The 21,949-nt window shown below is 41.7% G+C and carries 20 protein-coding genes; 9 read left to right on the plus strand and 11 right to left on the minus strand.

What is annotated here, in order from left to right:
* Window positions 1–91: 91 nt before the first annotated feature.
* Together leuA and SJY28_RS09015 are read left to right on the plus strand one after the other, a co-directional pair.
* Window positions 92–1,876 carry a 2-isopropylmalate synthase gene (gene leuA, locus SJY28_RS09010; RefSeq protein WP_379544180.1) on the plus strand — a complete coding sequence of 595 codons (1,785 nt, stop codon included), beginning with the start codon at window positions 92–94 and terminating at the stop codon, window positions 1,874–1,876.
* A 218-nt stretch (window positions 1,877–2,094) separates the two neighbouring features.
* Window positions 2,095–2,730, plus strand: coding sequence for a hypothetical protein (locus SJY28_RS09015; RefSeq protein WP_379544181.1), 636 nt, complete (start codon window positions 2,095–2,097; stop codon window positions 2,728–2,730).
* 129 nt (window positions 2,731–2,859) lie between these two features.
* On the opposite strand, the gene accC is transcribed toward SJY28_RS09015, so the two are convergent.
* From accC to SJY28_RS09035, 4 genes are all read right to left on the minus strand, one after another.
* Window positions 2,860–4,221 carry an acetyl-CoA carboxylase biotin carboxylase subunit gene (gene accC, locus SJY28_RS09020; protein ID WP_057759692.1) on the minus strand — a complete coding sequence of 454 codons (1,362 nt, stop codon included), beginning with the start codon at window positions 4,219–4,221 and terminating at the stop codon, window positions 2,860–2,862.
* A 125-nt stretch (window positions 4,222–4,346) separates the two neighbouring features.
* Complete coding sequence (gene accB / locus SJY28_RS09025; RefSeq protein WP_102092842.1) at window positions 4,347–4,778, minus strand: acetyl-CoA carboxylase biotin carboxyl carrier protein; 432 nt, start codon at window positions 4,776–4,778, stop codon at window positions 4,347–4,349.
* A gap of 240 nt (window positions 4,779–5,018) precedes the next feature.
* Window positions 5,019–6,386: an MATE family efflux transporter gene (locus tag SJY28_RS09030; protein WP_057759699.1), complete on the minus strand. Its 1,368-nt coding sequence runs from the start codon at window positions 6,384–6,386 to the stop codon at window positions 5,019–5,021.
* A 369-nt stretch (window positions 6,387–6,755) separates the two neighbouring features.
* Complete coding sequence (locus SJY28_RS09035) at window positions 6,756–7,244, minus strand: EVE domain-containing protein (RefSeq protein WP_379544182.1); 489 nt, start codon at window positions 7,242–7,244, stop codon at window positions 6,756–6,758.
* Between the two features lie 316 nt (window positions 7,245–7,560).
* Here SJY28_RS09035 and hemW point away from each other — a divergent pair, with 316 nt between their 5' ends.
* The gene (gene hemW / locus SJY28_RS09040) at window positions 7,561–8,871 is read left to right on the plus strand and encodes a radical SAM family heme chaperone HemW (RefSeq protein WP_379544966.1); all 1,311 of its coding nucleotides are present in this window, start codon (window positions 7,561–7,563) and stop codon (window positions 8,869–8,871) included.
* Window positions 8,872–8,972: 101 nt separating this feature from the next.
* Here hemW and SJY28_RS09045 read toward each other — a convergent pair whose 3' ends face one another.
* On the minus strand, window positions 8,973–9,113 hold the full coding sequence (locus SJY28_RS09045; protein WP_057759705.1) for an entericidin A/B family lipoprotein: 141 nt from the start codon (window positions 9,111–9,113) through the stop codon (window positions 8,973–8,975).
* A 257-nt stretch (window positions 9,114–9,370) separates the two neighbouring features.
* Between SJY28_RS09045 and SJY28_RS09050 the strand changes: the two genes are divergently transcribed.
* On the plus strand, window positions 9,371–9,931 hold the full coding sequence (locus tag SJY28_RS09050; protein ID WP_379544183.1) for a tRNA (cytidine(34)-2'-O)-methyltransferase: 561 nt from the start codon (window positions 9,371–9,373) through the stop codon (window positions 9,929–9,931).
* Window positions 9,932–10,066: 135 nt separating this feature from the next.
* Here SJY28_RS09050 and SJY28_RS09055 read toward each other — a convergent pair whose 3' ends face one another.
* The 4 genes from SJY28_RS09055 to tusD form a co-directional block, all read right to left on the minus strand.
* On the minus strand, window positions 10,067–10,411 hold the full coding sequence (locus SJY28_RS09055; protein ID WP_180958151.1) for a TusE/DsrC/DsvC family sulfur relay protein: 345 nt from the start codon (window positions 10,409–10,411) through the stop codon (window positions 10,067–10,069).
* An 8-nt stretch (window positions 10,412–10,419) separates the two neighbouring features.
* On the minus strand, window positions 10,420–10,749 hold the full coding sequence (locus SJY28_RS09060; RefSeq protein WP_379544184.1) for a hypothetical protein: 330 nt from the start codon (window positions 10,747–10,749) through the stop codon (window positions 10,420–10,422).
* A 54-nt stretch (window positions 10,750–10,803) separates the two neighbouring features.
* Window positions 10,804–11,127 carry a hypothetical protein gene (locus SJY28_RS09065; RefSeq protein WP_379544185.1) on the minus strand — a complete coding sequence of 108 codons (324 nt, stop codon included), beginning with the start codon at window positions 11,125–11,127 and terminating at the stop codon, window positions 10,804–10,806.
* Between the two features lie 67 nt (window positions 11,128–11,194).
* Window positions 11,195–11,656 carry a sulfurtransferase complex subunit TusD gene (gene tusD / locus SJY28_RS09070; protein ID WP_379544186.1) on the minus strand — a complete coding sequence of 154 codons (462 nt, stop codon included), beginning with the start codon at window positions 11,654–11,656 and terminating at the stop codon, window positions 11,195–11,197.
* Window positions 11,657–12,064: 408 nt separating this feature from the next.
* On the opposite strand from tusD, the gene glnE reads away from it, so the two are divergent.
* The 5 genes from glnE (at window position 12,065) to SJY28_RS09095 (ending at window position 19,676) form a co-directional block, all read left to right on the plus strand.
* A complete protein-coding gene (gene glnE / locus SJY28_RS09075; RefSeq protein WP_379544187.1) occupies window positions 12,065–14,929 on the plus strand; it encodes a bifunctional [glutamate--ammonia ligase]-adenylyl-L-tyrosine phosphorylase/[glutamate--ammonia-ligase] adenylyltransferase in 2,865 nt (954 codons plus the stop codon).
* 376 nt (window positions 14,930–15,305) lie between these two features.
* Window positions 15,306–16,235: a branched-chain amino acid transaminase gene (locus SJY28_RS09080; RefSeq protein ID WP_238069605.1), complete on the plus strand. Its 930-nt coding sequence runs from the start codon at window positions 15,306–15,308 to the stop codon at window positions 16,233–16,235.
* A 106-nt stretch (window positions 16,236–16,341) separates the two neighbouring features.
* Complete coding sequence (locus SJY28_RS09085) at window positions 16,342–17,178, plus strand: glycosyl transferase (RefSeq protein ID WP_379544188.1); 837 nt, start codon at window positions 16,342–16,344, stop codon at window positions 17,176–17,178.
* Between the two features lie 65 nt (window positions 17,179–17,243).
* Entirely contained in the window at window positions 17,244–18,341 is a 1,098-nt protein-coding gene (locus SJY28_RS09090; RefSeq protein WP_379544189.1) for a glycosyltransferase, read from the plus strand.
* Window positions 18,342–18,581: 240 nt separating this feature from the next.
* On the plus strand, window positions 18,582–19,676 hold the full coding sequence (locus SJY28_RS09095; RefSeq protein WP_379544190.1) for a glycosyltransferase: 1,095 nt from the start codon (window positions 18,582–18,584) through the stop codon (window positions 19,674–19,676).
* Between the two features lie 32 nt (window positions 19,677–19,708).
* Here SJY28_RS09095 and SJY28_RS09100 read toward each other — a convergent pair whose 3' ends face one another.
* Complete coding sequence (locus SJY28_RS09100; RefSeq protein ID WP_379544191.1) at window positions 19,709–20,728, minus strand: NAD-dependent epimerase; 1,020 nt, start codon at window positions 20,726–20,728, stop codon at window positions 19,709–19,711.
* The gene (locus SJY28_RS09105; RefSeq protein ID WP_379544192.1) at window positions 20,728–21,894 is read right to left on the minus strand and encodes a nucleotide sugar dehydrogenase; all 1,167 of its coding nucleotides are present in this window, start codon (window positions 21,892–21,894) and stop codon (window positions 20,728–20,730) included. Before SJY28_RS09105 ends, SJY28_RS09100 begins: the two co-directional genes overlap by 1 nt.
* Window positions 21,895–21,949: the final 55 nt, after the last annotated feature.

A 21,949-nucleotide genomic window follows, 5' to 3' on the forward strand; every position in this document is an offset into this window, starting at 1 on the left:
CACTAGTTATCTCATATGATAAATACTGATCTAATCAACAGCTAATCGCCTAGCTAAATATATAAATAACCATATCATCTAAGGATTGATTATGTCTGACCAAGCCACGCACACCGCAGCCACAGGGACTGCAAAGATCACACCAAAAAGTGCCGCTTTTGACTTCCGTAAATACCGTCCATTTGCATTTGCGCCATCGCTGCCAGATCGTGCTTGGCCAAGCAAGACGATTGAGAAGTCACCGATATGGGCAAGTGTGGATCTGCGTGATGGTAATCAAGCACTGATTGATCCGATGACCATTGAACAAAAAATGCGCTTCTTTAAGACCTTAGTAGACGTTGGCTTTAAAGAGATTGAGATTGGTTTTCCGTCAGCGGCGCAGGTAGAGTTTGACTTTGCGCGTAAGCTTATCGAAGAAAACCACGTACCTGAGGATGTGACGTTACAAGTATTGGTACAAGCGCGCGAGCATTTGATTGCCCGTACTTTTGAATCATTAAAAGGTGCTAAACGTGCGGTTGTCCATGTCTATAACTCAACCAGCCGTGTACAACGCGAAAAAGTCTATGGCAAAGATAAAGCTGAAATCAAAGAGATTGCGATTGCTGGTGCTAAGCTATTGCAAGAATATGCAGCAAAATACCCTGAGACAGATTGGGTATTTCAATACTCGCCAGAGAGTTTTAGCCAGACAGAAACTGAATATGCCGTAGAGGTTTGCGATGCAGTGTGTGACGTATGGCAACCACAGCAGGGTCAGGAAGTTATTTTTAACTTGCCAGCGACGGTCGAAGCATCTATGCCCAATGTCTTTGCTGATCAAGTAGAGTACTTCTGCCGTCATCTAGCGCAGCGTGAGCATGTTATTGTTAGCTTGCATACTCATAATGACCGTGGTTGTGCCGTAGCAGCAGCTGAGTTGGGTGTGCTTGCAGGTGCCGATCGTATCGAAGGCACATTGCTTGGTAACGGTGAGCGTACAGGTAACATGGACATCATGGTTATGGCCATGAACTTGTTTAGCCAAGGTATCGATCCTGAGCTTGATTTTAGCAACATGAGCGAAATCGTACAGGTGGTGAGCGAATGTAATAACTTACCATTGCACCCACGTCATCCTTATGTAGGCGAGTTGGTCTTCACGGCCTTTAGTGGCTCACATCAAGATGCTATCAAAAAATCTCTCGACTACAATGAAATCAATCAGAGCGAAACAGACAACGTCTGGGACGTGGCTTATCTACCTATCGATCCTGCGCATATTGGGCGTAGCTATCAAGATGTGGTACGTATCAATAGCCAGTCAGGCAAAGGCGGCGTCGCGTATATCTTGCAGCGCAACTACGGTTTCAACTTACCACGTTGGATGCAGATTGACTTTAGCCGTGTGGTACAAAAGCAAGCTGAAGCGGCGGCACGCGAGTTGCAGAATGATGAAATCTTGCAGACCTTTGAAGATACTTACTTGCAGCAGGGTAAGTTTGAGCTGCTAGACTATAGCGTCAACAATAAAGGCGGTGCGGTTTACTTTAGTGGTCAAGTACAGATGAATAGCGATACCATCGATATTGATGGTACGGGTAACGGCCCATTATCATCGTTTATTGACGGACTTGCGCAGCATACTGGCAAATCCTTGCATATTATTAACTATGCAGAACATGCGATTAACCCGCATCATAACAGCGGTAATGGTATCGATGATGATACCAATAGTGATAACAAAACCAATGCCAATGCTGCCGCTTACATTCAGTTAAATGTCGATGGCGAGGTATACTCTGGCATCGGTACTTGTAGCAGTACGGTATCAGCCATGCTAAAAGGGGCGTTATCAGCTTTTGCTCAAGCGCTAAATACAGAAGCTGCTTAATATTAAGTAGTCATTAATATCACGCAGAATTCTGTATGCTAATAACGCCATCGCTCCTTGTATTCATGCAAGTAAAGCGATGGCGTTATTTTTTGCTATAAATACCTATGAAATTCCGACTATAGGTTTATGAGCAATAGCATAATGTTACTTGTGTTTTTGGTGTCTAAGACTTACGCTAATGTATATATTAAAATATTATAAATAAAAGGTTAATTATGGAACCTATCTCATTTGCTTCATTCACGCTAGCATCTATTTTGGCTTCGTTGCCTGCGAACGGTGAGGCTATTACCAAGCCAACCATCACCACTCATATTAGTCCAGCCATTGCCGGACAGTGGGAAATAGACTTGGACAGTAGCGCTCATTCTACTCACGCCATGATGACCAAGGAAGCGGAAGCTAACCAGTCAGTATCAAATAGTGCGCAACAGCCTAGCAGTATAGAGCCTAAAGTGATGACGGGCATGGACGGCGGCGTACTGACTCAAAGTGAAGAGCGGGTTCTAAACATTCAACCAGCTACTAGTAAGAACTTACTTGCGTCAGTTGGTAAGTCTAACCAGTGCCGTGAGCTATATAACTTTAGTGCGGATAATGAGATGTGGTCTGTCAGTGGCAAAGAGTGGACATACGGACGCTATCTAGTCACCCATCGTGAAGAAGGGCTGCCAGTTATTGCGATCAAGACTGTTTATGATAATAATGAAGTAGACTGCTCAGGCAATCAGGTCGATCAAACTGATGAAGCGTTGATTGCATTTATCAATCATGATGGCAATCAGATGCAATGGTGCGCTGATCCTGATGGTAACGAATGCTTTATGAACTTCAATAGAGTATTGCCATAATTAGATGTGCTCGTTGTACTTTACGTATGATTGACTGCTTATTGATGACATAAAAAAACCGCTATATTAATAGCGGCTTTTTTATGTGCTGTTTTAATTAAACTTAGCAAACTCTGCAAGCATTTCAGCTTACGAGTCTTTTTTGGCTTTATTCGCAGTCAGCAGCTCTCTTTCGAGATAGTGAATATTTTGCGCTTCACGAGTAAAGTTATCATCCGCCAAAATTACATCACGATGCAAAGGTATATTGGTTTTGATACCTTCGATAATCAGCTCATCAAGGGCATGTACTGTCTTAGCAATAGCTTGCTGACGAGTTTGACCATGACAGATCAATTTGCCAATCAATGAATCGTAATAGGTCGGTATCTCATAGCCAGGGTATAGATGAGAGTCAAAACGGATACCAGAGCCACTTGGCGTGAACAGTTGGCTGATAGTGCCCGGGCAAGGTACGAAAGTCGCTGCATCTTCGGCATTGATACGACATTCGATCGCATGACCTTGAATCTCAATTTCACTCTGACGATAAGACAGGCCGTAACCGGCAGCAATTTTGAGCTGCTCGACAACAACATCAATACCAGTAATCATCTCAGTCACTGGATGCTCAACCTGTACACGAGTGTTCATTTCAATAAAGAAAAACTCGTTATTTTCAAACAAGAACTCAAACGTACCAGCACCGCGATACTTAACAAGCTCGCAAGCTTTTACGCAAGCTTTTAAGATTGGCTCACGTACATCATCTGGGATGTCAGGCGCAGGTGCTTCTTCTAGGACTTTTTGATGGCGACGCTGCAATGAGCAATCACGATCATATAGATGGATAGCATTACCATTACCATCGCCTAGTACCTGTACTTCTACGTGGCGCGGGTTTTGTAGATAGCGCTCCATATAGACAGTGTCATCACCGAACCAAAGCTCAGCTTCTTGTTTGGCCGCTTGTACTTGACCAATTAGTTCGTCAAAGCGTTCAACCACACGCATACCGCGTCCACCACCGCCAGAAGCCGCTTTAATCAATAGTGGGAAGCCAATATTGCGTGCTTGCTCTTCAGCATTGTGCAGGGTCACAGCGCCAACTGAACCAGGTACGGTTGGTACGCCCGCTTTTTTCATAGCGTTGATGGCAGAAACTTTGTTGCCCATAAGGCGAATATGATCAGCATTAGGACCAACGAAGGTCAATCCTGCTTCTTCTACTTGTTCAGCAAATTCAGCATTCTCAGACAAAAAGCCATAACCGGGATGGATAGCATCTGCACCAGTGATCTCAGCAGCAGTTAAGATGGTATTGATATCAAGGTAGCTTTGGTTAGCATTAGGCTTGCCAATACAAATTGCCTCATCAACAAAGCGCAAGTGCATCAAGTTGGCATCCGCAGTAGAGTAGACACCTACCGTTTCGATACCTAGCGCTTTACAGGCGCGGACGATGCGCAGGGCAATTTCACCTCTGTTGGCAATGAGCAATTTTTTTATCATGGGTTCATCCTTGTCGAAGCGTCAGTCATTGACTGAGTTTCGATACATAGCATCAAGTTATTTAGCATTGACGCGGTATATATACCAAAAGTCAGCCATAATGAAATAAAGTATGGCAAATATCGTTACGCTTTATAGCGTATGACAGGTTGACCGAACTGTACGACTTCAGAGTTATCTACCAAGATTTCGTCAACAATACCACTTTGAGTCGCTTCAAGCGGGTTCATGATTTTCATGGCTTCGATAATACCTAAAGTATCACCTGCCTGAACCTTTTGACCGACTTTTACAAATGGTGGGTCATTAGGGCTTGGTGCTGAATAGAAAACACCAACCATTGGTGAAGACTCAACGCTACCCGCTTTTTCTGCAGGTTTGCCTTCGACAGCGGCAGCAGGAGCAGCGCTCGCAGCTGGGGCGGCCATCATAGTTGGCGCAGGCGCGTCATAGTGACGAGTTAAGCTAATATGCTCGTCGTCAGAACTGATTTCTAAATTAACCAGTTCACTTTCTTCCATAAGGGCGATGAGGGTGCGTATTTTTTCAATATCCATAGTTTTTATCTGACCTTGTACTAAATTCGAGAAATAGTGTAACTAAATATTGTCTAATTAATTGCTAATGATACCTAGATTCAGGGCAATGAGCAATCAATGTACAGTTGTTAACTGAGAATTTTTACATATTTTGACGTAAGCCATCTTTTTAGCAAGAAAATATCTACGATTTTTCATAGTCTGTATGATCAAATGACGCTGACAATGATTATAAAATACAATCCATGAGCAATTGGCTCAACCCCATAGTACAGTTAAACGTTTTTGCTGATAGCGTAGACGCAAAGTAAGTAAAATAGATGATAAGAACAAACCTGTAATCAACGCCATCCAAAACCCTTGTGCACCAACGTCAGTAAAACGCACCAGATAGACGCCAAGTGGTAGGGCAACTAACCAGTAGCAGAAGAGTGTTACCCACATCGGTATGGTGGTATCTTGCATGCCGCGCAATATACCAGCGACGTTAACCTGCCAGCCATCAAATAACTGATAGGCGAGTGCAAAGATAAGCAAATGCATAGACTGGGCTCTGACCTCTGGGTTATCCGTGAATGCTGCTGCTAGTTCTGGTCTGAATAGCCATATCCCAACCATACAGGTCAAAGCGATCAATACGGTCCATACCAGTCCAGTAGCTTGCACTTGGCGCAGTGCTAATAGGTTTTTTTGGCCAAATCGATTGGAGACCATGATAGTGAGTGCCATGGCGACAGATATCGGTATCATAAATAGCTGTGAGGTCACTGACAGCGCCACTTGATGCGATGCTGTTGCTAGCTCACCCAATGGACTGATAACGAGTGCGCCTAAGCTAAACAAACTGGCTTCAAAGAAGATAGAGATACCAATAGGGATACCAAGTTTTAACAGCTTTTTTATCTGTGTACGATTGGGGCTAGAAAAGCCATAAAAAAATCTCGTGCTCACAAATTCTCGACGTTTCGTGAAGCTAGTATAGGCTGCAAGCAATAGGACATTTATCCATAAGACCAATGCTGTCGCCACCCCGCAGCCTGCACCGCCCATTTCTGGCATGCCAAATAACCCATGAATAAAAATATAGTTCAAAGGAATATCTGCGAGTAGGCCAATGATACTAATGACAGTTACAGGCTCAGGACGACCCAATGCCTCACAATAACTGCGTAGAACGGCATATACAGCGAGCGCTGGGAAACCAAATGAGACACCATGTAAATACTGTGTCGCTATCGGCTGAATGTTTTCTGGGACACCCATAATGCCAAGGACATTAGGAGCCAAATTGACAATGATAAAACCAATAATGCCAATGACACCTGCCGTCCATAGAGACTGCTGCGTGATATGTGGTACTTGGCCGTGCTGGTCTTGACCAATCGCTTCACCAATTAGAGGCGTGGTTGCGATAAGCACACCTGTGGCCAATAAAAACAGTGGTAGCCAAATACCAGAGCCAACGGCTACCGCAGCCAAATCAAGTGCCGAAACTTGACCCGCCATGATGGCATCGACCACGCCAAGTGCTGCTTGGCAAAACTGAGTGATTAAGATAGGGAGGGCGAGTACGCCTAGACGTAAGCTGTAGCTTTTAAAATCTTTGAAAGACAATGGAAAAACCATGGTAAGCAACTTTTTATTCTTTGCGGTAATTGTTATTAAGGTAGTTATTATTAATAAACAAACACTGCTATCAATCGACTAAGATTGACACAGCGAGGAGAGCGTAGTGCCGACGATAATACTCCGATAAATAATATGAGCAAGCTTATAATGTTGCATAAGTAGATAGGCAGAGTATGAAAATAAAAGTAAAGACACTAAAATAAAAATAACCCGTCGATCCAAGTAGTGGATTGACAGGTCATATACATAGTAAGATGGTAAAGAAGCCACACTATGATGTCAACGCTTTAGCGCCGCTATACAGGTATTAATCTTAGGTTTTTTGTACTCTATTTCATAGTTGATGAACAACAGCTAATAGCCAATTTAATAAGTTTGCTCCGGCAGCAACTCAAGTGTCTCCGCCATATCCATAATCGCTCGCCAATGTTTGGGCTCTAATGGAATCACTGTTAACTGCTGACAGCCTTTCCTAAGTAATAAAGAATCTTCTAAGGCTGGCAAAAATTTTAGCTCTGATAGTGGCAATACCTCTGTAAAAGCTTGCTCAAAAGTGAGATCGACCATATACCAGCGAGGTGCATCTTCAGTCGCAATAGGATCATAGTGACGGTGTTCAGGGTGAAACTGAGTAGGATCGGGATACCCTGCTGTAGTGACTGTCATGATACCAGCGACTCCAGACGGCTTGGCGCTAGAGTGATAGAAGAATACCTTGTCACCAACTTTCATATCATCACGCATAAAGTTACGCGCACGGTAGTTGCGAACGCCGTCCCAACCGTCGGTGCCCAAGCGCTGCAAATCTTCAATACCAAAAAATTTAGGGTTGGATTTCATTAACCAATACGCCATATATTTGTCCTTTGATTTTTTATTTATTTTTCAATTTGTTCTTAAAATTATCAGAGTTAGTTTCTATTGACTCACTCTCAAACCCATTTTTAATAGTTTCTGTTCTTAGTAGAGGCTGTTTTTAACAGATTCTCTATATATTGCCCATAAGTTGTCATGGTGAATAGGGCGTTTCTACGTGTTTTTGTTAATAATTTTATGATAGATAGGCTTTTCTTTATCTCATCTAGTCGCTATCCTAGCCTTACTTTTGATATCGATCATTATTGCTCACTACAAAATAAGTTTATTTATGCCCAAAGTGAATACAGACAGTATGCTAAATGACCTGAATACGTTAAGTCTTACTGAACCAACGACGGATACTATCGCGGTAAACGTGGCCGACATTCCATTGTCTCTTTACATCCACATTCCGTGGTGTGTGAAGAAGTGTCCTTATTGCGATTTTAATTCGCATGAGCTACCGATAGACAGTGAGCTATCCATGTATGAGGAATACGTCGATGCATTACTGTTAGACGCCGCGATGCAGCAACCTTTAACTCAGAACCGAAAAATTGGTTCGATATTTATCGGTGGTGGTACGCCGTCTTTGCTACCTATTGCTCAGTATCAGCGATTGTTCTCTGGGTTACGTACATGTTTTGAGTTTTCAGAAGACATCGAAGTCACGATGGAGGCCAATCCCGGCACGCTTGAGCATGCACCATTTGCGCAGTATTTAGAGGTTGGTATCAATCGTCTTTCTATCGGCGTACAGAGCTTTGCCGCTGATAAGCTAAAGGTACTGGGGCGTATCCACGATCCTGTGCAAGCGTTATCAGCAATTCGCGCTGCTAAAGCGGCTGGATTTGTACGGGTCAACGTCGACTTGATGCACGGTCTACCGCAGCAAACTATGAATGAAGCGCTAGAAGATATCCAAATGGCGCATAATGCTGGTGCAACGCATATCTCTTGGTATCAACTGACTATTGAGCCAAATACCGTGTTTTACCGTAGCCAGCCTATTTTACCCGATGAAGACAATTTGGCAGATATTGAACAAGCAGGTCAGTCGCTATTGCAGCAATTAGGCTATAGCAACTATGAGGTGTCTGCGTGGGCAGGCGAGTCAGACAAACCATGCCGCCATAATATCAACTATTGGCAGTTTGGCGACTATCTAGCTATTGGCGCTGGAGCACATGGTAAAGTGACGATTGGTCGTAACGATAGCAATGGTGGTCATTCATCAGATATAAAAGATAAAATGGAAGATGACTTGTTAATAGCGTCAGGTATCTATCGCTTTAGTAAATCACGTTTGCCAAAAGATTATGTAGTAATGAATCCAGATGTCACGGAGATGTCTGATACACGCCAAATCACACCAAAAATGGTTGGCTGGCAAGCGATTGATCAAGATGAGTTAGTGAGCGAGTTTATGCTAAACGCACTGCGCTTACATGGCGGCGTTGCTTGGTCACTGTTTGGAAAGAGAACTGGGTTAACGCTTGATAGTATTGCTGAACAAGTAAACAGTTTAGTTGAGCAAGGATTGTTGGTAGATAGTGATACGCAGTTGCAACCGACCGTATTAGGACAGCGTTATCTCAATCAGATATTACGCGCGTTTTTATAAAATCGTGCTTGAGTAATTGTTTAACAGCAGCAAAATAAGAACACAAAAAAGGCTTATCAAATAAATGATAAGCCCTTTTGAAAATCTAAAAAAAGCAGACCTTAGATTTTGTTTTGTACTTCTTGTGCGCCGCCAGTTACAGCATCACCAGCGCTTGATACGTCTTGGCCAAAGCCTTTGAACGTGTTGCAACCAGTTAGAACGAACATAGCAGTTAAAGATGCGATGATTACTTTTTTCATAATAGTATCCTCAAAGATAAATGAATGGTTATAAATAACAACAGTGACGCTAAGCATCGTGCTCAAGCTTCACTGAAGGGGTATTGGATGAGACAGTCATACATAAATGCTATCGCGTTATCCATTACAGACATCATAGTGAAAGTTAAAAACGCTGCACAGTATCAAAATGTAATTATTGGCAGTAAACTGTAACTTTCGATTACCTACCGCTCATAAATTTAAATAATAGAGCGTTGAATATTTGTGGAGTAAGAATGACCATCCATATCGTGCTAGTAGCACCAAAAATGCCAAGTAACGCTGGCAATATTATTCGACTGTGTGCCAATAGCGGGGCACAGCTGCATTTAGTCAGACCGTTAGGATTTGAGCTTGATGATAAAAAGCTACGCCGTGCAGGTCTTGATTATCACGAATATGCTAATTTGCAAGTGCATGATGATTGGACGGCTGCGAGACAAGCTCTAAAAGCCGCTGACTGCCATGTCGTTACCGCATTGACAACCAAACTGAGCAAACCGTTCTACGATTATGACTTTGGCAAAAACTCGGACTCTGAAGCATCTGATAAGGCTGCTATGCCCAATATCGCGCTGGTTTTCGGTTCTGAGACGGCAGGTCTGGCAGATGATATACGTGAAGATATCGGTGCTGATAACTGGCTAAGACTACCCATGCTAGCTGACTCGCGCAGTTTGAACTTATCAAATAGCGTAGCTATTTGTTTGTACGAGATATGGCGACAGCAAGGATTTGCAGGCGATGAAGGTCGTAGCGTTGGTTATGAGACATTGACAGTCTATGACCCAAAATAGCGATTCTACAAAGCAATAACTATAGACTTAAAAGTATTTGCATACTCAATGAGCAGTAAAATATTAGATACTGCTCATGTACATATGATGAGTTTCTAGTGCGACATCGATCGTATCTTATCGCCTATAAAGCACTTATAAACAGTTCGGTGGTTTTGGTAAGCCTGCTAAGCGATTGACATGACGCGCAACCAAACCTGTATTAAACAATTGCTGTAGCTTTTGATTGCTAATATCAAGTTCTGGCAAAGTCTTTTGTAGCCATTTGATTAATGGACGGGTTGCTGGCGCGTGATTAAATTTATCAAAAAACGCGCGCACTTGTTGCAAAATTTCTAAATGCTCATCGCTCAGATTAACCTCTAACGTGTCTGCCAATTGCTGTGCGATAGCAGGTGTCCAAATCGTATGGTCACATAGATGGCCGTCTTGATCTAGTTCGATATCAGCCGCTGATAACGCAGCGTTGTGAGTGGTCATGTCATTACTCATAAGGCAATCGTCACCACTTTGTCAAATTGACTGCTCTGAGCCAGATTGACCCATTCTGCGTCGGTCAAAACAGCAGTCAACTTAGTCTCTAAATTAAGCTTGCCAGTTGTATTTGCCGTGAGCTGTGCGATGTCATCTGCTAATGCGTAAATACCAGCAATATCCTCTATATCGCTATCATTTAAATAAGCATTGAGCCAATCGATAAAAGCAGGGGTGCTGCCAAGCAAGAGAATACTGTCGCCCGTGCGCCAAGTGCGAGACATCTCTTCGGTGCTGCGTCTAAGGGTAGCCATCGTGCTATGCAGTTGATATAAAGTTGCCATAAAGGTGTCCAATTACGTGCTTTATTATTTTATAAATCTAAGTTATACAGCGTCTTAAAAGGTAAGTATCTGCTCAAAGTCTTGTGAGTTAATGACCTCTGGCACGAGTGTGAGCTGTGATGCCAGATCTGTCGGCAACATACCAGTGACCCAGCCACTAAAGACGTCATCAGGTAGCCAAGCTGCGGGCATATCGTAAAGCTCAAGTGACTGAATCATGCCATGCAGTCGCGAGTCAGATTGCATCAATAAGCCAAAGACTGGCGCATCTAAGAATAGTTGCACCTCATGACCAAATGTCGCTAGAGTTAGCGCAAGTGCACAGCCTTCGTAGCTTGCTGCTTCAGTGGGCGTGTGTAGCTGAATTAATAATTTCATAATCTATTCCTAAAAATATTTACCGCTACCAGTGATCTCAATAGACAAGTTATCAAACGACACACTATCAAAATTGTATCAAACGACAGTCGTCCTGCATCATCATCGCAAGCTCACTGAGTCCCACTAAGGTAAACCCTGTCGCAAGATTGGCACCGTCAAGCTGATGACGTGAGCTGTTGTCTACATCACTCACACCGCGGCTAAGGGCTGTACTGACACAAACAGGCAGGGGTAATTGATACTGCTCAGCCAATGACTGCCATTCTTTGGTCAAGTCTAATTGATCGGCTGACTGCCAACGCAATCGATTGGCTATGTGAGCCGAATCCCCATAAAAGAAGACATTGAGCAATGGTTGTTCAAAGGTAGCATTATCGCTGCTGCCTATGCTATTAGTGTCAGTATTATCAATATCATGACTATTCGCTGCGCCATTCAGGTAAGCGCGTGCATAGCGTAACGCCAAGTGTGCCAGTGGGTGACTAGGGTCAGCAGTAATCAGTAGTAACGGGGAAGTGGTCGTCATAAGGCGCGGTATCACATATTATAAATTAGAGTTTAAAAATTATGGCCGAGTTGCTATAAATGCTTTGTATAAAGTCATTTGGTCGTTATTATTATAGTGCTTGTGTGCAAATTTGCGTGACAGAAAACAGAATTTATACTGATAATGCGACATACAGCGGATCATACTGTCACATCACATAGCGTTATGTCATAAAAGAGAGGTGAGTCGTCTCTATCAAAGATGTTTATGCTAACATAAAGCGTCGCAAACCAAGTAGACTCACTGTTATTTAACGTGGTTTTATCTCAAGTGTAGGCACACTGAGTACTATTATTTGATGCTGTGACTGCCTCGTAAGAAAAAACAATAAACTTATGAGCTAGGTTCACGTAGTCTTACCATTCTATGTAAGGAGTTTTTGTCACTATGTTACCTGTTATGCCCTCACGTGTGAACAATGGTACAGATTATCAGCCTACCGTAGAACAACTGCAAGTCCTGAAGACAGCGAGCGAGTTCGCTTACCAAATTTGGGAAAGTCGGACCGTTTCATGTCAGACGTTTTTGCGTAGCTATCCATTGAATAGTACGCTGACCCGCCAGCAAATCGATGATCTGATACAAGATTATACGTTAGATGAGAACTATCAACTCGCTGATGAAATCAAGGTCATGAGTGGTCTGCGTCACTTGCGCACGCTACTAATGATGCGCTGGATTTGGCAAGATGCCTTGCAGACGATCAGTCTAGAGCAGCTGACCGATGAGTTGTCTGAGTTTGCAGATGGCTGTATCTCTTTTGCTAAAGATTACACTTATCAGCACTTGGTTGCTAAATATGGCGAGCCGACCTTTATCAATGAACAAGGCAATGTACAGATTGATGATATGGCAATCATGGCCATGGGTAAACTTGGTGCGCAAGAGCTGAATTTATCAAGTGATATTGACTTAATCTTTGTACATCAAGCACGCGGCGAGACCAATGGCAGTAAAGCAAAAGGCACACGTAGCATAGATAACAAACGCTTTATGACTCGATTGGGTCAAGGCATTATTAAACTGCTTGATAACAAGACCGCTGATGGTTTTGTCTTTCGAGTAGATATGCGCTTACGTCCATGGGGTGATGGAAGTGATTTGGCCATTCATCTGTCTGCATTGCAAAAATACTTTACGATGCATGGGCGTGCATGGGAGCGTTTTGCTTGGTTAAAAGCGCGCGTAGTCGGACAAATAGACCAGCCGTTTTATGAAGAGATACAATCGCTGATTAAGCCATTTGTCTTTCGTTATTACGTGGACTACAGTGCGTTTTCGGCATTGAGAGAAATGAAATCTCTTATTCAAAATCAAGTTGCACAGCGTGAAGACTTGGACAATATCAAGCTTGGCGCGGGCGGTATCAGAGATATCGAGTTTATCGTACAGGCCTTTCAGCTTATCTATGGTGGCCGGCATCCACAGCTGCAAATCAAACCTTGCTTGCAAGCGATGCAAGTATTATGTGAGCTTGGCTATCTGGAGCATTCAACTTATGAGCAGCTACAGGCCGCGTATCGGTTCTTACGCCGGCTTGAGCATGCTATTCAAGCGATTAATGACCAACAGACCCAGCGCTTACCACACGATGAGCAATGGCAGCATAATCTAGCAGTGACGCTGAATTTTGAAAACTGGCATGCCTTATTAGACCAGCTTAATCGTCATCGCGAGAGTGTCAATGTGCCGTTTGAGCGTATGGTCACTGAGCGTCAAATACCTGATAACGAAGATACCGACCTAGAGCCAGAGCACTTAGATGAGCAAATTGCCCGTTTAAATGAAGTGCTAACAAAAGAAAATCGCGAGGTACTACAGAATTTTTGGCAATCAAAAATGGTGGCTAATTTAAGTGATGAAGCCAGAGAGCGTTTAGACGACGCATATCCTGTCATTGTCCATGCGTTGTTAGCGCATCAAGAACAGCAGCAACTTGCCAATACTGCTTTACCAAGATTGATCTCACTGCTTGAAGCGATTTGCCGCCGTTCTATCTATTTGGTCATGATTGCTGAAAACCCCAATGCAACGATTGAGCTGATTCCAATGCTATCTGCCAGCCCGTGGATCGCAAAAGAGTTGGCTCAGTATCCTGTATTATTAGACACATTTTTGCAGCAGCGTTATCGCCATCTGCCAGATAAGCGTGAGCTGCGTGATATCTTGCGTCAACAGTTGCTACGCGTCGAACCAAACGATGAAGAAGAGCTGTTGAGCGTCCTACGTCTGTTCAAAAAGAATCAAGTGTTAGCGGTTGCTGCTAGCGATGTATTGGCGGAACGCCCGATTATGAAAGTGTCGGATTCATTGACTTATATCGCTGAAGTCGTACTAGAAGCAGCATTGGAGCGCGCTTTTGCGGAGATTGTTAACCGTTATGGGTATCCTATTGGCCAAGATGGCGACCCAGTCACTGAAGCGGACTGCGGCTTTGCAATTATCGGTTATGGCAAGCTTGGTGGCTTAGAGTTGTCGTATTCTTCAGATTTGGACTTGGTATTCTTACACAAGATAAAAGAGCAAGGCATGACCACTGGTGAAAAATCAGTCAGTGGTATGAAGTTTGCCGCGCGTCTTGTACAAAAACTGATGAATTATCTCAATACTCAAACCCGTGATGGCCGTGCCTATGAGATTGATATGCGTCTCCGACCCTCAGGAAATGCTGGCATGATGGTAGTGTCTTGTCATGCGTTTGAAACCTATCAAATGGATAAAGCATGGTCATGGGAGCATCAAGCGCTGGTACGTGCTCGTGCGATTTGCGGAGACAGACGAGTCACTGCACGCTTTTGTGATATTCGCCGCGACGTATTGTCGTTGCCACGGACACTGGATCAAGTACGTAGTGAAGTCACCAGTATGCGTATCAAAATGCAGAAGCATCTAGGGACGAACCAAGGGCAGCAGGAAGCGGGCAAGTTTCATCTTAAGCAAGATGCAGGCGGGATTGTAGACATTGAGTTTTTAGCACAGTTTGCTGTATTGGCTTACTCACATGAATATCCAAGTTTGACCAAATGGAGCGATAATGTGCGAATTTTTGCAGAAGTTGCCTTGCTTGGTATTTGGGATGACCAAGTCTGTCAGGATTTGACCGATGCCTACTTAAGAATACGTGCTGCCACGCATCAATTGGCACTATCAGAGCAGTCTTTGCTCGTTGATGAGTTATTGTGGCAGGAGACGCGAGCGTTAGTACAGTCACAATGGCAGCATCTTATGGGTGTGGAGACAGACGACGAGTAATATCGTAACTTGTATGATTCAGGTCTTGCCGATAGTCCAAGAGACGCTTAAACTGTCATGCGTTACGATAAATAGAAGCTATGAACAAAAACTATCAATAAAAGTTATGAACAAAAACTATGGATAGAATCGGTAGCTAGGAACGATATAATTAAAAACCATATAGTGCCAAACCAAAAGAATTCATTTGCCAAGACGGCCAGTGATATAATCGGTCACACATCATCATAGCACTGTCAGTCGTTCGTCATAATGAAGCTGTTGTTTAGGCAATAAAAATTGACGCTACGGTGTTATCATACGATGTTGATCAATACTGTTAAATAAAACCTACCTAAAAAAAGTTAGACGTTAGTGCTAGCATAAGGACAATAAAATGAATATGGCAACACAAGATGGTAAGCTTTGGATGAATGGCACAATGATCGAACAGCCAGATGCTAAAGTTCATGTGCTTACACATAGCTTGCATTACGGTATGGCTGTGTTTGAAGGCGTACGCGCTTACCAAACAGCGGATAATCGTACCGCTATTTTCCGCTTAAAAGAACATACTGAGCGTCTACTTGGCTCAGCTAAAATCTTCCAAATGGACGTACCTTTTGATGCTGCCACTTTAGAGCAAGCACACAAGGATGTGGTCAAGCAAAACAACTTGGCAGAAGCTTACATTCGTCCGCTAATTTGGGTAGGTGCAGAAAAACTTGGCTTGTCTTCACGTGATAACAGCATCAATGCCATGGTTGCTGCTTGGCATTGGGGTGCTTATCTTGGTGAAGAAGGCATCAAGAATGGTATCCGTGTAAAAACGTCATCTTATACACATCACATGCCAAACGTGACTATGTGCAAGGCTAAAGCCTCTAGTAACTATCCTGTGTCTATAATGGCCAATCAAGAAGTGACGCGTAATGGCTATGACGAAGCTATCTTGATGGATCCACAAGGGTTTGTATGTCAGGGCGCAGGCGAGAACTTATTTTTGGTAAAAAATGGTGAGCTACATACGCCAGACCTATCAGGTGGAGCGTTAGACGGTATCACCCGTCGTACTATCTTACAGTTCGCGGCTGACTTGGGTATCAATGTTATCGAACGCCGCATCACTCGTGATGAGTTTTACTTGGCTGACGAGATATTTATGACAGGTACTGCTGCTGAAGTGACGCCTATTCGTGAATATGACGATCGTATCATCGGTAATGGTGGCCGCGGACCATTGACTGAAAAACTACAGACCTTATACTTTGATGTAGTCCATGGCCGTAATGAGAAATATATGGACTGGTTAAGCTTCATTGATTGATAATGCCGTTACTTTAAAGACCAAAAAGGCTGAACATAATTGTTCAGTCTTTTTTTTATGCTAATATAGCCATCATATTTATTCATACGATTAAAGTGAGCAGTCAATGCCAATAGATTCTAGTACAGCCGACAATAAAAATATCAAACAAATTATTTGTATTAAGTGGGGTACAAAGTACGGTGCTGATTACGCCAATAAACTATATGGTATGGTATCTCGTAATATTACCCCGCCATTTCGTTTTGTATGTTTTACGGATGATACGACTGATGTACGTCCAGAAATCGAATGTCAAGAATTGCCACCATTAGATGTCACCATGCCAACGAATACGTTAGGAAAGTGGCCGAAATCCCGTTTGTGGGGTGAAAAGCTCGGTGATTTAACAGGGACAGTATTATTTGTAGATTTGGATGTGATTATCGTCGATAGCCTCGATCCTTTCTTTGAATATGGCGAACCAGATGATGTTATCTTGTCTTACAATCCAAGCAATCCATTAGAGCGCCTAGGGCAGACATCTTGCTTTAGATTTCAGATAGGGTCACTTGTTTCACTCCAAGAGAAGTTCAAAGCTGACCCGCAAGGTATCGCTGATGAATATCGTTTTGAGCAACGTTTTGTCACCCGCAATGCACCAGGCGGTGTAAAACTATTTCCAAAAGCTTGGGTGGCACACTTTAGACGTAAATGTCGCCAACCATTTCCGCTTAACTACATCAAAGAACCGAAGATCCCTAAAGGCGCTCGTATTGTTATCTTCCCAGGTGATTTATATCCTACGCACGCTATTGAAGGCAGATACAATAAAAACGCCGCCGATAATGCCAAAGACCATCTAAAAAGATTGACTGAGCCTAAAAATTTGAAACGCCCATTGCGCCATTTGCGTCATTTTATCTTGCCGGTAGGATGGGTTGAGAAATATTGGAGAGAATAAGTTTTAACCTTAAAATTTTAATCTAAAACCATAATAACATCTAATATAGCAGTAGGTCGTATATCATGAGACAGAGCACTGATAAAATAGCAGTACTTATTATTAGCGCTATAAAAGGAGGTGGGGCTGAGCGCTCTGTACTAACTTTAGGGCAAGGTTTTCATGAGTTAGGTTATAAAGTGCATATTTTGAGGTTCAAGTCTCTTACAGAGTATGACTTAAATCCCAACCTTGCTTATCATCTGCTTAAATTTAAACCTTATAAATTAATTCCTAATGAGCGCTTTCGCCATAAGTTATTTGCGCGTGCTATTGATAACTTTATTGAGAAGAAAATCGGAAAGCCGGACATTGTATTATCTAATTTAGAGCCATCAGATAGAGTCATGGTTTATAGTAAATTACCCAATATCATGTACATTATTAGAAATAATATTTCTAATAAGTTCAAACTAACTGATAGTAATAAATTAGATAATAAAATTAGCAAGCTACAGCATATTTATAGGAAGCATCCTTGCGTATGTGTTTCGAAGGGTGTAGAAAATGACTTACAGGCAAGGCTAGGACCTCATATCACTAGTACAACGATTTACAACCCTTTTGATAAGCAACTGATTAAACAGATGAGCAATGAGTCGTATAGTACGCCTCATAGTGTACTTAAGCCAAATCAATATATAGTTCATGTGGGTAGCTTTACATATCAAAAAGCTCACGATGTTTTGTTAAAAGCTTATGCTCAATCATCTATGGTTTATCCTTTAGTATTGTTAGGTAAAGGTAAAATGTTTGATGAAACTAAAGCATTGGCTAAAAGCTTAGGAATAGACGATAAAGTAATCTTTTTAGGATTCAATAAAAATCCCTATCCATATATGAAAAACGCAAGAGGACTAGTTTTATCTTCACGTTTTGAAGGCTTTGTGAGAGTCATACCAGAAGCATTAACTTTAGATACGCCAGTAATAAGTACTGACTGTCCATCAGGGCCAAGTGAGATGCTACCTGCAAGTAGTCTGGTGCCTGTAGACGATATCGATGCTTTAGCAGTCAAAATGACAGAATTAATGGCTGAGCCACAATCTTTCAGAGTGAGTTTAGATGAAAGTTTTCTGCCTAAGAATATTGCTCAACAGTATGTTGACTATTTAAAGTTTTAGTAAGTAGCGTTCATATTTTGATAAACAAATGGATGTAAATATAATCGAAAGAAAGATATAAATATATTTAGCTTCAAGAGTTATTCGGAAAGAATAGTGCTTGTTTTCACTTTTGTTATGAGAAAATATTAAATAGTTATTTAAAAATCTATAACTGTAGCGAAATAGCCTGTTTTTAATCCTATGTTTTTTGAAAACCCAAATAATAAGAAAGTAAAAGTGAGAGGTTATACTAATAAGATGAACATAGATTTCGTCGAAAAACAAAAAAGTAAAATATTATTGGTTATTAATTCTTTGAAAGGCGGTGGTGCCGAACGTGTAGTATTGACTTTAGGACAAGGGTTCCATGATTTAGGCTATGAAGTTCATGTCTTAACATTCAAACCTCAAATAGAGTTCAGCCTTAATCCAAATTTAAACTATCATCTACTCAAGTTTAAGAATTTCAAACTTATACCAAAATTAGACCGTCGTGATAGAGTATTTGCATATGTAGTAGATCGGTATATATCGAAGAAAATTGGAAAGCCAGAACTTATCATATCCAACCTTGATCGTGCTGACAGTATTCTAAGTTATAGTCGCTTGCCGAACATTACCTATGTTATCCACAATACTTTGTCATTATTATATGGCTTCAATAAAAATGATAATAATGAGAAAAAAATAAAGTTTAGTAAAATTTATTCAAAACATCCTTGTATATGTGTTAGTCAAGGCGCTGAGAAGGACTTCATAGAGAGCTTCGGTCAAATTACGCCAACCACTGCAGTCCATAATCCAATTGATAAAGAGAGTATTCAAAAACAAGCAGATGTTTTCGTCCCTGAGTACCAAAACTATATTATTCATGTGGGTAGCTTTAAAGAGGCAAAACGGCATGATGTATTGGTAAAGGCTTACGCAAAGACTGATCGGTCTATGCCGTTATTGCTTTTAGGTCAAGGTAAATACAAAAATGAAATAGAACAACTAGTTGTAGATTTAGGACTAGAGGACAAGGTGGTTTTCCTAGGTTTTCAAGAAAATCCTTTTCCCTATATTAAACATGCACAACTGAAAGTACTGACTTCAGATTGGGAAGGTTTTGCTCTGGTTATTGCAGAGGCTTTGGTGCTAGATACGCCCGTTATCAGTACCAATTGTCCATCAGGTCCAAGTGAATTATTACCTCAGAAAAATCTGATGCCAATGGGTGATGTTGATGCTATTGCTGACAAACTGAGTCAAGCTATGGAGAATCCAAAACAATTCCAAGCGCCTTTTGATGAGGCGCTTTTACCTGCTAAAATCGCTGAGAAATATCTTCATTTTGTACAAAGTATCAAATAAAAATAATAGAGTCCTATGAGCAAGCATTTATACTATATCGAGCCCAAATAATAGGCTTTGTACCATTCGACAAATTTTGTGATTCCATCTTCGATACTGGTATCAGGTTTGAAATCAATATCATCTACTAGCTCGTCTATATCTGCATAAGTAATAGGCACATCACCTGCTTGCATCGGTAATAAATTCTCTTGCGCTTTTTTGCCACAAGCGCTTTCGATGGCAGTGATAAAACGGCGTAAAGTTACTGGTTGGTTATTGCCAATGTTATATATTTTATATGGAGCAGTCGCTGTAGTGATAGTAGAGTATTGAGGAGAGGGGGCTTTATCCATTATTCGAATAATACCTTTTACAATATCATCAATGTAGGTAAAGTCACGCTGCATATCACCATTATTGAAGACATTGATTGGCTCACCAGCTATAATTTTTTTCGTAAAAGAAAAATAGGCCATATCAGGTCGACCATAAGGGCCGTAAACGGTAAAAAACCTTAATCCTGTCGTAGGGATATTATATAAATGGCTATAGCTATGCGCCATGAGCTCGTTAGATTTTTTGGTAGCCGCATATAAACTGATAGGAAAATCAACACAATCAGCAGTGGTAAATGGCTGCTTTATATTCATACCGTAGACCGAGCTGGAGCTGGCATAGATTAAATGCTTGATATCATGATGGCGGCAGCCTTCAAGTATATTAACAAAGCCAACCACATTTGAATCAATATATGCATTCGGATTTTCGATAGAGTAGCGCACACCTGCTTGGGCACCTAAATTAATGACAATATCGAACTGATAGGTAGAAAAAAGATCAGACATAGCTTCGCGATCAGCAAGGTCTAGCTTGATGAAAGTAAAATATTCTGTTTCTGATATTTCGTTTAGTAGTGTTAAGCGATCTTCTTTTAAACTCACGTCATAGTAGTCGTTGATGTTATCAATACCAACGATGCAATGATTACTATCAGGCAGCTCTATTTCTAATAGAGCTTTGATTAGATGAAAACCAATAAAACCTGCCGCACCAGTAATTAAAATATTCATTAATCGCTCCCAAATAAGTCACGCGTAAAGACCTTATGAGATACATCTTGTATCTCTGCAGACAAGCGATTGGCAACGATGATGTCACTTATTGCCTTGAATTCTGCTAAGTCCTTGATTACTCGTGAATTAAAAAACTCTTCTTCTTCTAATACTGGTTCGTAAACAACGACTTCGATACCTTTAGCCTTAATACGCTTCATGATGCCTTGTATGGCAGAAGCTCTAAAGTTGTCTGAACCACTTTTCATGACCAGTCGATGGATGCCTACAATTTTTGGTTTTCGTTCAATAACTTTATCAGCGATAAAGTCTTTACGAGTTCTGTTGGAGTCGACAATGGCTTTTATCAGGTTGCTGGGCACCTCGTCATAATTTGCCAATAACTGTTTGGTATCTTTAGGCAAGCAGTAGCCACCATAGCCAAATGATGGGTTGTTATAATGATCACCAATGCGCGGGTCTAAACCAATACCTTCTATGATTTGTTTGGTTTCAAGTCCAAAGGTTTGAGCGTAAGTATCAAGCTCATTAAAGTAGGCCACGCGCATTGCTAAATAAGTATTAGAAAATAGCTTGATTGCCTCAGCTTCAGTGGGCTTTACAAATAGTAGCGGTACGTCCTTTTTGATCGCGCCTTCAAGGAGTAAGTTAGCGAATAATTGAGCCCGTTCTGACTGTTCACCTACAATTATTCGAGAAGGGTAAAGGTTGTCATGCAGCGCTTTACCTTCTCGCAGAAATTCGGGTGAAAAGATAATACGGTCAGTTGCATAACGTTCTCTAATACTCGCCGTATATCCTACTGGTACGGTAGACTTTATAATAATGGTTGCTTGCTGATTGACCAAAAGTACTTGCTCAATCACTGCTTCTACCGTTGATGTATTGAAGTAATTGGTCTTAGCATCATAATCAGTTGGTGTCGCCACAATAATAAAATCAGCGCCTTCATAGGCGGTCGCTGCATCAAGTGTCGCAGAAAAGTTGAGATTTTTATTTAATAAAAAATCCTCAATATCTTCATCTTCAATAGGGGACTGCTGGGCATTCAATAAATCGATTTTTTCAGGAACAATGTCGACAGCGACGACTTCGTTATGCTGTGCCAATAGCATTGCATTTGATAAGCCTACGTAGCCTGTACCTACTACTGCTATTTTCATAATATATCCAATTAATGTTTATGCTTTGATGGATCTGATCCGAAATTGGTTTGTG

The sequence above is a fragment of the Psychrobacter sp. R86515 genome (assembly GCF_042466315.1).
In the GTDB taxonomy this organism is placed as follows: domain Bacteria; phylum Pseudomonadota; class Gammaproteobacteria; order Pseudomonadales; family Moraxellaceae; genus Psychrobacter.